Genomic DNA, 12787 nt, shown 5'->3' with positions numbered 1-12787 from the left:
ATCGGCCTCGTCCCGACGCTGCTGCTCGGCTATCGTCGCCCCGGCCAGCGAAGCCTTGGTGGGAGCGACTCTTTCAGCCATATTTGACGTTCCGCTGCCGTTTTCGTCGGCAATCCTGCCTGCACCAAGCGTTACCGGAACATCAGAAAGTGTAATAGCAGCTATAACGCTGCTGTCAGGCCCTTCAGCACCGGCACTTCCGCCATCAGTATTCTGGCCACCATCGCCGGTATCCTCGAACCTCACCGTGACATCAGCACGTATCTTTCCGCTGGCAATGGCTTGAAGCATTCGCTGCCATATTTCGGCACCGGCAGCGACGTCCTCACTCAACGTCTCGTCGAACGAGAGCGAAAGCTGCGCTTGAACGCCGAGGGGCGTGCCATCAGCTGTCACGCCCCTCGAATCTTGCGAATCATCAATCAATGGATTCGACATAAATCACTCGGAATCTTCCGGCTTCATGCCGACCGAACGCTTCAGCGATTCGGGAATCGGCACCGGCGGAATCTCGGAATCCGGGCGAGCCGAATCGGAGAGCCAAAGCTTGCGTTCCGGAGCCATCTTGAGGTTGGCGAAGATGACCTTCAGCTCCTTCTCGTTCAGGGTTTCCTTGACCAAGAGCTGACGTACAAGCTCATCGAGCACGTCGCGGTTCTCGGTGATGATCTGCCACGCTTCGGTGTGCGCGGTCTCGATCATGCCGTGCACCTCTTCATCGATGACATCCTGCGTACGCTCGGAGTAATCATGGATGAAGTTGTTGGCGGAATCTTCGCCGTGCTCGGAATCGCCCCATTTAACGGCACCAAGCTTGGAAGACAGACCGAATTCAATGACCATCTTGCGGGCGATCTGCGTCGCCTTCTCGATATCGTTGGAGGCACCGGTGGTCGGATCGTGGAAAACGACCTCTTCGGCGGTGCGCCCGCCCATGGCGTAAGCCATCTGGTCCAAAAGCTCGTTGCGGGACTGGGAGTAGCGATCCTGCGTGGGCATGACGGCGGTGTAGCCCAAGGCGCGGCCTCGCGGCAGAATCGTCACCTTGGTCACCGGGTCGGTGTGGTGCAGCGCGGCGGCGACCAGCGCATGACCACCCTCGTGATAGGCGGTGTTGCGCATCTCGTCCAAAGCCATACCGCGCGACTGGCGCTTCGGTCCGGACTGGACGCGGTCAATGGCCTCGTCGATGGCGCGGTTGTCGATCAGCTGGGCTCCCACACGGGCGCAAAGCAACGCAGCCTCGTTCAACACGTTGGCCAGATCGGCACCGGTAAAGCCGGGCGTACGCACAGCTACGGTATGCAAATCGACGTTGGGTACGAAAGGCTTGCCCTTGGCGTGGACCTTGAGGATCTCCTCGCGGCCTTCCAGATCCGGGGCCTCAACGGCCACCTGACGGTCGAAACGGCCGGGACGTAACAGCGCCTCGTCCAAAACGTCCGGACGGTTGGTGGCGGCGATGATAATGAGGTTGGTGTCGTTGTCGAAACCATCCATCTCAACGAGCAGCTGGTTCAGGGTCTGCTCGCGTTCATCATGCCCGCCGCTCATGCCGGAGCCACGCTTGCGGCCGACGGCATCGATCTCATCGATGAAGATGATGGCCGGCGCATTCTTCTTGGCCTCGTCGAAGAGGTCACGCACACGCGAGGCACCGAGACCGACGAACATCTCGACGAAGTCGGAACCCGCCATGGAATAGAACGGCACGCCAGCCTCGCCCGCCACGGCTCGTGCAAGCAGCGTCTTGCCGGTTCCAGGAGGGCCATAAAGCAGCACACCACGCGGGATACGAGCGCCAAGTGCCTTGTACTTGGAAGGATCCTTCAAGAAGTCCTTGATCTCCTCGACTTCGGCTACGGCGGCTTCCTCGCCGGCCACGTCGGAGAACTTGGTGGTCGGGGTCTGCCCATCCAGAAGCTTGCCGTTGTCCTTCTTGCCGCCCATGCCGAGCATGCCGTTCATACCGCCGCTCATGCTGCGGAAAAGCCACCAGCACAGCAGCAGAAGAATGGCGAACGGCAGCAGCGTGGAAAGCAGGTAGGCCACCATGGAATCGGACTGCATGTCCGCAGTCCAGCCGTCTTTCGGTTTGGCCTTCTTGACGGCGCTCAACACCTCGGGCCCTTCGGCTTGGGTGTAGTAGAACTGGACGTCGCGACCGTAATCGTGATTGTTCTTCGTATTCGGGTCGACTTTTTTGAAGTTCTTGTGAAGCTTGAGCTTGACCATCTGTTTGTTGTCGATGATCTGGATACGGCTGGCTCCGTTTTTTTCAACCAGCGTCATGCCATCCTGGGTATCAATGGTCTGCGTGCCGTTGGAATTGAACAGTTCGAAACCGGCGAAGACCAGCAGGACCAGAACGACGATCCAAAGTATGGGCGACTGCCAGAACGGCCGCTTGTCATTGGGGTTCCGGTCGCCCTTGTTGCTGTTGTTGTTACGACGGTTGTTGCCGTTGTTGCCATTATTCCGGTTGTTGCGGTTATTGGGATTGTTGCCCTGGTTGAAGGGGTTGAAAGGATTGTTGTTATTGTTGTTCGGTCCGTTCGGGTTACCCATCGGTCCCATGGGGTTACGGGGATTCTGAGGATAGCTCATGCTGCTTCTCCTTGGTAGACTGACGGCTTCAAAACCGCAATGGAATCAAGATTGCGGAAATGCTCTTTATAGTCAAGCCCGAAACCGACCACGAATTCATCGGGTACTTCGTAACCCTTATATTTCAGCGGTACCTCGACCTCGCGCCGGGAAGGTTTCTCCAGCAGCGCAAACACCTCGACGCTCGCGGCACCTCGCTTTTTCAGTTCGTGGGTAAGCCAGTCGAGGGTATATCCGGAATCGATGATGTCTTCGACGATCAGGATGTCGCGGCCCTTGACGTCGCAGGAAAGATCCTGACGAATGGTAATCTTGCCGCTGCTTTCAAAGCCTTCACCGTAGCTTGAAAGACTCATGAAATCCATCTGCACATTGATGCTCAACGCCTGTGAAAAAGCGGCCAGCGTGTTAATGGCCCCCTTGAGCACGGCCACAAGCAAGAGATCCTTACCCGCGTAATCCTTGCTTACCTGCGCTGCCACCTCTTCGATCTTGCGCTCAATCTGTGCTTTCGACACCAATTCATGGTCAATCTCGTCCTGTACATCCGCAATTTGCATATCACCCATTTTTACACACGCGAATGACGTGTTTCTGCCTATTGACTGAATATCCGCTGGGAAGCGAAAGCGTGCCCTGGCCATGCCAATCGATCACCAACGCTTCGATGGAGAGGACATGCCGCTTGCTCAACGGTATGCCAAGTTCGGCGAGCACCCGGGCAATGGCGCGGCGACGAATGGCCGGATGGGCTTGCGCAAGCGGTTTCACGAGCATAACGGCTGCGGCACCTTGCATATTCCATGAAACGGATTTACAATACACTTCATTCGTGGCGGTCTCAAGAAAGTCTTTGTCTTCTTGGCAGATGGTGGTTCCTTGCGCCAGATGGACGGAAACATCGCCATTGAAAAAATTAGACAGATAGGGCATCAGGGTGTGTCGCACGCGGGAACGCAGCGGATAGTTCTGCGGTAACGGCTGATCGGCCGGCACATCGTCGCCGTTCGTCGGATCGTCCCACCAACTCATATCCCGTTCCCGGCAGATTGCAGTGGTTTGGGCACGGCTCAAGTCAAGAAACGGACGGACGAAACGGACACCGTCGCGGACGAAAGTCGGGGGCATGCCTGCCAACGCGTCGATACCGGCCGAGCGGGTCAAGACATCCATCACAACGGTTTCCGCCTGGTCGTCGCGGGTATGCGCCAGCAAGACCGCCGCGGCAACCGTATCCCGCGCGGTTTCGACGATGGCATCGTATCGCGCCTGCCGCGCCGCGTCTTCCCCGCTCCGGCCGCTTTCGCTACCTTCGACCTCGATGGTTCGTACGATGACGGGATCCAAACCCAAGCCATTGCAACGTTGTGCGGCGGCGAGCGCGACTTTGTCGGAACCAGCCTGGAGCTGGTGGTCGACGATGACCGCTCCGCAATGAACCCCTAGCAAGCCGGCGACGATATGGCTCACGGCGGCAAGTGCCAGCGAGTCCCTGCCGCCGGAGCAGGCCACCAGAATCGTGGGAGCATCGGCTTCGGGAGCATGCTCGCCGTGCTCGGCGAAACGATTGCTTTGCCGTGAAATCCCCACTGCTGCAAGGGCGCTGCGCACGTCGCCAATCGCCTTTTTCATCGTCGCCGAATATGCCATATCGCGCCCTCACAGCCCGGCGAGCGCCGAAATGAAGGTATCGACCGCGCTTTTGGCGGCCCCGTAGTCCTGAGGATTGTTGACGACGACCGCAAAGGCGAGCACTCCGCCGTTCTTGCGCGAGACGTTGCCGGCCATCGAAGTCACCTGATCGAGCGAACCGGATTTGACGCGCAGCAGCCCTGCCGCGCTCGGATCCTCCAGTCGGTTCCTGGCGGTGCCCACCAAGCCGGGAATGGACAGCCCCTCGGCTGCGGCCGCGCCCGGGCCGGTTTTGAGGTTGTGGCTCTGCACTTCGACGAGCGTTTTGACCTCCAGCGTCGAGCCTTCCGAAAGCCCGGAGCAATCGGCCATGTGAAGGTTTGTCGTGTCGACGCCAAGCTTGTCTAGCCTCGACTTGACGGCCTGGGTCGCACCTTCCGGACTGTCGGCGGCCCCGGTTTTCAGCGCCAGAAGCCGGCCGAACTCCTCGATCAGAGTGTTGTCGGAATGGCGCAAGGTGAAGGCCATGATCTCGGAAAGCGTCGCCGAGGTGACCGTCGCGACACGTTTGGCATTCTTCGCGGGCTTGTCACTGGCAATATCGCCGTCCACACCGATGCCGCGTTGGACAAGCAGGGAACCGAACGTCGCCACTGCGTCGTGCGCCGGGGTGGTGGAAAGTTCCGGATATTCCGTGTAGAGGTCGGGGTCGTGGTCCGCGCCTCCCCACTGCCGTCCCCCGTCCACGGCCATCGAGGAGATACCGGTGAAATTGGTGTTGCCGGGGTTGTTGGAAGCGATGTCGGCCGGGGAACGCACGGAACCGAAAAGCGTGTCGTCGTATTTGAGGCGGACCTGAGTGATGTTGCGCTTTTTAAGCGCCGTCGCGGTTTCATCGGCCAATGTGGCCAGTCCCGCTCTACCATTGATATGGTTGGGATCGCTCTGCCCTGCCCCGAGCAGCATGTCCCCGTCCGATTTGAGCGTCAGGCCCGCTGGTTGCGTTTGGCCTCCCAAGGCGTCACCGCCGGCAACGCCGGCACCGGCAGGCACAGAATCCAGCAAAGCATCGGTATGGAAGCTCGAGCCCATATCAAGCATCGAAGAAGAAGCCAGCGCAGTCAACGTCTTCATGGTCGAAGCCGGTTCACGCGGTGTATCTGCAGCATGCGAATCGACGATCTTGCCGTCGGCGTCGGCGATGGCAAGCGAAAAATCACTGCCCAATCCGGGTGTCGCGGCAAAGGCATTGATCACCGCTTCGGCCGCGTTTTTGTCTATCGGCTTGTTGAGGTCCGCCGAACCTGCTATGGATTTGGCACTACGCACGGAACCGGAAAGCGTGGATGCCGTTTTCCCTGCGGGAAGTATCGTCAAGGGCCCTGGCATCACCCCGTTGATATCGGCCACGAAATAGCCCGCCACGAGCAGCAAAGTTACCAAAACGGAGACGACGATGCGCCATGCACGGCCGCGTGTGACATTCACCGTCTTACGCGCGTGCGCCCCGTGCCCGGAATGCGATGATCCCGATCTATTCACAACCACTCCTCGATATTCAACAAAGAAAACCAGCCCCTAACGTACCCGGAACTAACCCTTGTGCTCGATTGGCTTCCACTGGGCCTTCGAGAAGATGGCCTGGAAGGAAATCGGCACGTAGCTGGCCATATAAATCGGGAAACTCAGCACGTAAGCCAGTAGCTCCTTGTTGGAAGCGCCGATCTGGCCGCGTTCCGCAAAGACGGTGAGAGCCGCCAGGAACATCATGCCCAAGAGGCCAAGGCCGCCGCCGACCACCCAACTGGCCAGCGAGGTGACCTGGCTCGACCATGAAACGAAGCCGAAAGCCGCGAAAAGAAGCCCGAATACCACACGCAATACACCAAGCACGGTGAACGGGCAGATGAGCATAGTGAAATCGACGGCCGAGAAATCGCGCTCGCGCACCGCCCGCTTGATCAGCTGCGGCCCGTAATAGCGGAAAACCTGCAGGAATCCCTTGCTCCAACGCAGCCTCTGCCGCCAGCTCTGGCCGAAGGAATCGGGCTGTTCGTCGTAAAGGATGGCCGTGCCGCAGTAGCCGATGCGGTCGCCGTGCAGGACGGAGTCCATCGTGAATTCGAGGTCTTCGGTCAACAGGTGGAATTTCCAGCCGTTGTTGCGCTGCATCACCTCGCGGGAGAACATGAACCCGGTGCCGCCGACGTGGCAGCTGGAGCCGAAAAGCATACGCGAGTTGTTGAGGAAGCGGGATTCACGGATGAACCACAGCGCCGAGCCGGAGGAAACCCAGTTGTCGGAAAGGTTGGTGGAGTTGCGATAGCTGGTCAGGATCTTGAAGCCGGATTGGAAGGCCTTGTTCATTTCCTCGATATAGTGCTTGTCAAGCCGGTTGTCGGCGTCGAAAACGAAGAAGGCGTCGTAGTCGTTGGCCACGCCCTTCTCGATCATGGCGTCGAGCAGGTAGGTCAGCGCGTAGCCTTTGCCGACCTGCTCCATATTGTGCCGTTCGACGACGTTGCATCCCATGGAACGCACCACTTCAGCGGTGTTGTCGGTGCAGTTGTCGGCCACCAGCCAGATGTCGACAAGCTTGGAAGGGTAGGTCTGCGCCCGGATGGAATCGATGAGGTTCGGCACGACGTTTTCCTCGTTGCGTGCCGAAATCAGGACGGCATAGCGCTTGTCCATCGGTGCTGCAGGAAATGTAATACGGTGGTGGAAGAGCGACGCGACAATGCAGACCGCCTGGTAGCCGAGGCTTACGGCACCCAGAATGAACATCAGGATGTCAAGGATATTCAGCAATACCATCTCAGTGCCACCTGCTCCTTGGGTTGTCCGCAGCTTCGTTGTCGGTGTTGTCGTTCACCGCTTTGTTGCGCCCGGCTTTGTCGGCCTCGTCCGCTTTGTCATTGACTACTTTACCTTGACTGGCACCCTTGGCTTTCGCCCCGGATTTCCCGCCTTTCCCATTACCGGTGCCACCGGCAACGGCACTACTTGCAGTATTGCCATTACGAGCACCAGCTGAGGCACTGCCGCCGGCACCACCCCTAATCTTGCCCTGCTTCAATTCCTGGGTATCAAGCTCATCACTATCCTCGTCCCCGGTGCCTTTGAGCGTTTTCTTACGCATCGCTTTTCCGGAATCCGAAAGCACACCCTTGGGAATGGCCATGGTCTCGGATTCATCGAGGTCATGGCTCGTGGTTTTCCCGTTCGATTCGGCGGAAAGTCGATAGACCTCGTCGCGAATATTGCGCAGGTTGTCGTCGACGGGAACCCTGGCGCTCGAACCTTTCGCGGCACGTGGCATACGCTGGGCGACCGGCTGGACCACGTGTTCGTTGAACGCCTCGGCCCCGGCGACCACCTTCGACTTCTTGACGGGCACCGGATCGCTCATCAGCGGCGACTCCACAAGCTCATAGCGCTTGGTATACACCTTGAAGAGGGCCTGCAGGCTGGCGGTGATGGGCAAAGCAAGGAACGCGCCGAGCGCACCGAACACGGCTCCCAAAACGAGCACCGACAGGAAGGCGATGGCCGGGTTCAGGTCCATCGTGCGCTGGGAGACCTTCGGCGAGATGATGAGGTTTTCGATCTGCTGGTAGATGACGATGAAGACAACCACGGCAACCCCATAGATGAAACCTCGCGAAGACCAAGCGAAGATGACCGGCAGCGCGCCACCGATATAGGTGCCGATGGTCGGGACGAACTGGGAGACGATGCCGCAGAAAAGTGCCAACGGCAACCAGTTGGGCACCTTGATAATCATCAGGAATATCGAGGTGAAGAAGGCGTTAAAGGCGGCGAGAATGGTACGCGAGAAGAGGAAACCGGAAATCTGGTCCTGCACGATGGTCCAAGCCAGAAGGAAGCGGCGCTGGGTGACCGGGCCGAGCCATTGGCACAGGCTTCTGCGCATTTTCGGGCCGGCGGCCGAAACATAATACGTTACCATGACGATGGTCAGAATATTGATCAACGCACTGAAAAGCCCCATGGTGGTGCTCAACGCTTGACCGGCGAAATCGGTGACCCACGAGGTCTGTACGTTTTTGGCGATTTCGCTGCCGAGATTGGAGATTTCCGGGAGCTTGAAATCGGTATATTGGCTCACCAGACCACGCGCCTGTTCGTAGAGGTCGGGAATCCCCTTGATCATCGAAATCATCTGAGTCACGAACATGTTGCCGAACATCCCCAGCAGCGCCACGACCACGACGATAAGACCAACCAACGTCACTGCCGCAGCCGCCCCACGTTTCCAACCATGACGGACCAGACGCACCACCAACGGTTCCATGGCGAGTGCCACAAAAACGGAAATGACGATGTCAAGGACGATGAACGAGACCTTGCTCCAGGACCTGAAGAGGAAGATACAGACGAAAACGGCTATCGCGGTATAAAGCAGGGCCCGGCCCCACCAATCCGGCGGACGGCGGGAATCCCCCTTCTGCGGAAAAACCGACGCGAAATCGATCTTTTGGCTCTCGCTGCCGCCATCTTCCTGTCCACGTTTCTTCATGATTTCCAATCCTACCCCGTCCCATGTGTAGACAACTAGGAATATCCTCGTATATCATGGTCAATGTTTCTATCGTGATACCTGCTTACAACGAGCAGGACCGCATCGTCGACTGTTTGAGGAACGCCGTCTGCCAGTCGGTGGCCCCTTACGAGGTTATCGTTGTCGACAACAAGTCGAACGACAGGACCTGCGAACTCGTCAAGCGATTCATTGACCGTCATTCCGGTTCGTCTTGCGTCAGATTAGTCCATCAGGATAACGAGCAAGGGCTTATTCCCACACGTAATTTTGGTTTTTCCGTCGCCAAAGGCGATGTATTCGGCCGCATAGACGCGGATTGCATGCTCAAGCCCGACTGGGTCGAGGTCGTCACCCGCATCTTCGATCGCGACCCGAATGCCATGGGCGCCACCGGCCCAGCGGTTTATTACGACATGCCCGCCAAACACCTTGGCTTGGAAGGCGACAACAAGGTGCGCAAGGTCACCTACCGAGCGGACGACGACAAGGTGCTGCTGTTCGGCTCGAACATGGCGGTGCGTTCCAGTGCTTGGGGAAAAATCAAAGACAAGGTGTGCCGCGACAAGGCCGACATCATGCATGAGGACATCGATATTTCGCTGCACCTGCTCGACCAGGGGCTCAAAACGGTGTATTGCGAGCATATGATCACCGGGGTCTCTGCGCGCCGCATGGACACCCCGCTCGCCTCGTTCCGCAAATATATGGAACGATTCAAGAACACGTTCGACGCCCACCCGAACCACACCCGGGCGCACGATACCGAACGCACGCTTTACGCGCTTTACCCTTTGTTGCGTGCCTTTTATCCGATTTACCAGAATTACCTGCGTTTTAGACACATCGATCCGGCCCGACGCATCTGGCGCAAGGAACAGAGCCAAATCCAGACCCATTGATTGTTAACGGTAACATCTAATGGGTGAATTTAGGCAGAATATAGAATATAGTAATTTATGTCACATTATCAATCACTCAGAGGAGAGAGTTCATCATGACAAAAGTTGCAATGGTAACAGGTGGAGCACAAGGCATCGGTGAGGCAATCGCCAAGCGATTGGCCAATGATGGTTTTGCCGTGGCCGTAGCCGATCTCAACAAAGACAAGGCTCAGGCAGTGGCCGATGACATCGAGAAGGCGGGCGGCAAGGCCCTGGCCGTCGGTCTCGACGTTTCCGACCAGAAGGCGTTCAGCGACGCCGTCGACAACGTTGCCGAGAAGCTCGGCGGCTTCGACGTGATCGTCAACAACGCGGGCCTCGGCCCCACCACCCCGATCGAGACCATCACCCCCGAGATGTTCGACAAGGTCGTGCACGTCAACGTGGCGGGCACCATCTGGGGCATCCAGGCCGCGGTGCGCAAGTTCCGCGAGAACAAGACCAAGGGCAAGATCATCAACGCCACCAGCCAGGCCGGCGTGGTTGGCAATCCGAACCTGACGCTCTACTCCTCCACCAAATTCGCCATCCGCGGCATCACCCAGGTCGCCGCTCGCGACCTCGCCGCCGAGGGCATCACCGCCAACGCCTATGCGCCTGGCATCGTGAAGACCCCGATGATGATGGATATCGCCCACAACGTCGGCAAGAACGCCGGCAAGAGCGACGAGTGGGGCATGTCGACCTTCTCCAAGGACATCGCACTCGGCCGTCTTTCCGAGCCGGAGGACGTGGCTGCGGCCGTCTCCTTCCTCGCCGGGCCGGATTCCGACTATGTCACCGGCCAGACACTGATCGTCGACGGCGGCATGCAATTCCAGTGAGTCTGATCTCGCTCAACTGAACATACGATGTGGATGCCCGCTTCAATGCGGCATCCACATTTTTTATTTCTATAATGGTCGTTTTTCTCTGCTATCCACATTCCTTTGTTATGGTTGTTTTCGTTATCGCCACTTTGCATTTCGACGATGATTGCAAATCCCCAAATCCGCACGATCCACGTCCGCGTGTTACGATATATAGCCTATTAGATTCAAAATTAACGAAAACAACGACACACGCCGGAAGAACCACCAACGGTATTACCATGGTAGATGAATTGTCCAGACAAGGCCGATGATGTCACTGTCGTAAAATAGGCCAGCGGCCATATCGAACAATACAAGAGAAGGGAACGGAATGGAAGCACAGCTGGTGACGTGGGGCTGGCAGGCCCTTTATCTTTTTGAGGCGTTGGTTCTCTCCACTCTTATCGGCCTGGAACGGCAAGCCAGGCACAAGGATGCCGGCACACGTACGCACGCCTTGGTCGGCGTCGGTTCGGCGCTTTTCGTGATCATCAGCAAGTACGGCTTCATCGACATGCTCACGGCCTCCCCCAATATCAGGGTGGATGCGGCACGTGTGGCCGCGCAGATCGTTTCGGGCATCGGCTTCATCGGCGCTGGCGTCGTCTTCACCCAACGCAACCATGTGCGCGGCCTGACCACAGCCGCTTCCATCTGGATGACTGCGGCCATCGGTTCGGCCTGCGGCGCCGGCCTCTTCGTACCGGCCCTGGCATGCACGGCCCTCTACTTCCTGGCCGTCATGCTTCTGCCCTTCCTCACCAAACTCATCGCCCCCGGCGTCGGCAGCGACGACATGCTGCGTTTGCGCTATCGCGACGGCCACGGCATCCTGCGTTCAATCCTTTCAGTCTGCGCCCAGCATGGGGTCTCCGTCGAAGGCTTTTCGACCAGAAAATCCAAAGATGATGAGGATGAAGAACCCGGCAGCCGCGGGCACGTTGTTTCCGCCGATCTTGAGGTGCGCGGGCGCGATAGCAAGGAGCTGATCGGAGACCTGAGCGACATCGATGGAGTGATTTCCATCACACGAATCAATAATAACGATTGACATAACGTGAATCTAAGCCCATCGTTACAGCTGAGTGGAACGCTTTTGCTTTTTCGGCACATTTATATCGACCATCATGCTATATTGGGTACGTTCGTCTGATTATTCAAGACTTTCGAGAGGTCAGGTACGCATGCCAAATCAACAGGAACTCCTGTTGCGCGATGATCTAAAGCGCGTGGTGCAAACGATGCACGCAGAAGAGGATCATGTCACTCCCTACCGAGAGGACTACCGCCATCTGCTCGACAACCACGGCAAGATGATCCGTGCCTCTCTGGTATTGCTTTTCTCCTACGTCGTCCAAAACGGCAAAACCCATCACGTCGATGACAAGGTCATCACCGGCGCGGCGGCCATCGAAATGCTGCATCTGGCCACTTTGGTACACGACGACGTACTCGACAACGCTTCCGTACGCCGCAATCAGCCGACCATTCAAACCATCCGTGGCAACAAGGCCGCGATTTACCTGGGCGATCTCATTCTTTCGCGTTATATGGAAATCATCGCGACCATCGCACCCAGCACGGCATTCATCGCCGAACAGGCGCATACCGTCAACGAAATCGTTTCCGGAGACCTCCTGCAGGAATCCGCCCGGCACAACCTCAGCACCACCAAGGAATACTACGAACGCGCCATCACCGGCAAGACGGCTGCGCTTTTCCGCCTGGCCGCCATCACCGGCATCAAGCTGACCACGGACTCCCCCGATGCGAAAACACTTGAGCAAGGGTCAAAATTCGGCGAGCACTTGGGCATCGCTTTCCAGATTCTGGACGATGTGGAGGATTTCAACGTCGCGCACGACACCGGCAAGCCGAAGCTTGAAGACATTCGCGACGGCATCTATACCCTGCCGGTCATCCTTGCGGTTGCGGCCGACCCGTCGTTCGTCGACATCGTCAAACTTGACGATCCGCTCAAAGTGCTCGACTACTTCAAGGCCAATCCCCAGTTCATCGACGGTGCCAAAAACGAAGCACTGCAGCATCTTGAAGCGGCCAAAGACGTCATCACCGACACAGCGTACCCACCGGTCAACGCCGGCACCGTGAAAGCTCTGGTCGATGTCATCGACAAATACATCGCCACGCTCTAAATCTCGGAAACGTCGAAATCGACGGAATCCCGG

Annotated in this window: 10 protein-coding genes; 4 read left to right on the top strand and 6 right to left on the bottom strand. The window is 57.7% G+C overall.

The genetic code is table 11. The features are described 5' to 3' along the window. Positions 1-441: 441 nt before the first annotated feature. From ftsH to OZX62_RS02945, 6 genes are read right to left on the bottom strand one after another with little or no spacing between them, the layout of a single operon-like run. On the bottom strand, positions 442-2607 hold the full coding sequence (gene ftsH, locus OZX62_RS02970) for an ATP-dependent zinc metalloprotease FtsH (protein WP_277176530.1): 2166 nt from the start codon (positions 2605-2607) through the stop codon (positions 442-444). Further along, positions 2604-3167 (bottom strand): hypoxanthine phosphoribosyltransferase, encoded by a 564-nt coding sequence (gene hpt, locus OZX62_RS02965; protein WP_277176529.1) that lies wholly within the window; start codon positions 3165-3167, stop codon positions 2604-2606. Before hpt ends, ftsH begins: the two co-directional genes overlap by 4 nt. Position 3168: 1 nt before the next feature. Beyond that, positions 3169-4257 (bottom strand): tRNA lysidine(34) synthetase TilS, encoded by a 1089-nt coding sequence (gene tilS, locus OZX62_RS02960; protein ID WP_277176528.1) that lies wholly within the window; start codon positions 4255-4257, stop codon positions 3169-3171. Between the two features lie 9 nt (positions 4258-4266). After that, the gene (locus OZX62_RS02955) at positions 4267-5781 is read right to left on the bottom strand and encodes a D-alanyl-D-alanine carboxypeptidase (protein ID WP_277176527.1); all 1515 of its coding nucleotides are present in this window, start codon (positions 5779-5781) and stop codon (positions 4267-4269) included. A gap of 51 nt (positions 5782-5832) precedes the next feature. After that, positions 5833-7056, bottom strand: coding sequence for a glycosyltransferase family 2 protein (locus OZX62_RS02950; protein ID WP_277176526.1), 1224 nt, complete (start codon positions 7054-7056; stop codon positions 5833-5835). A gap of 1 nt (position 7057) precedes the next feature. Then, positions 7058-8782, bottom strand: coding sequence for an AI-2E family transporter (locus tag OZX62_RS02945; RefSeq protein WP_277176525.1), 1725 nt, complete (start codon positions 8780-8782; stop codon positions 7058-7060). Positions 8783-8838: 56 nt separating this feature from the next. Between OZX62_RS02945 and OZX62_RS02940 the strand changes: the two genes are divergently transcribed. The 4 genes from OZX62_RS02940 (at position 8839) to OZX62_RS02925 (ending at position 12754) form a co-directional block, all read left to right on the top strand. Continuing rightward, entirely contained in the window at positions 8839-9705 is an 867-nt protein-coding gene (locus OZX62_RS02940) for a glycosyltransferase family A protein (protein WP_277176524.1), read from the top strand. 95 nt (positions 9706-9800) lie between these two features. Further along, the gene (locus tag OZX62_RS02935; protein WP_277176523.1) at positions 9801-10571 is read left to right on the top strand and encodes a (S)-acetoin forming diacetyl reductase; all 771 of its coding nucleotides are present in this window, start codon (positions 9801-9803) and stop codon (positions 10569-10571) included. Between the two features lie 358 nt (positions 10572-10929). After that, positions 10930-11649 carry an MgtC/SapB family protein gene (locus OZX62_RS02930; RefSeq protein ID WP_277176522.1) on the top strand — a complete coding sequence of 240 codons (720 nt, stop codon included), beginning with the start codon at positions 10930-10932 and terminating at the stop codon, positions 11647-11649. A gap of 133 nt (positions 11650-11782) precedes the next feature. After that, a complete protein-coding gene (locus OZX62_RS02925) occupies positions 11783-12754 on the top strand; it encodes a polyprenyl synthetase family protein (protein WP_277176521.1) in 972 nt (323 codons plus the stop codon). Positions 12755-12787: the final 33 nt, after the last annotated feature.

Origin of the sequence: Bifidobacterium sp. ESL0690, assembly GCF_029392315.1 — a bacterium.
Lineage (GTDB): Bacteria > Actinomycetota > Actinomycetes > Actinomycetales > Bifidobacteriaceae > Bifidobacterium.
This window is presented reverse-complemented; position numbering and strand designations above follow the sequence as displayed.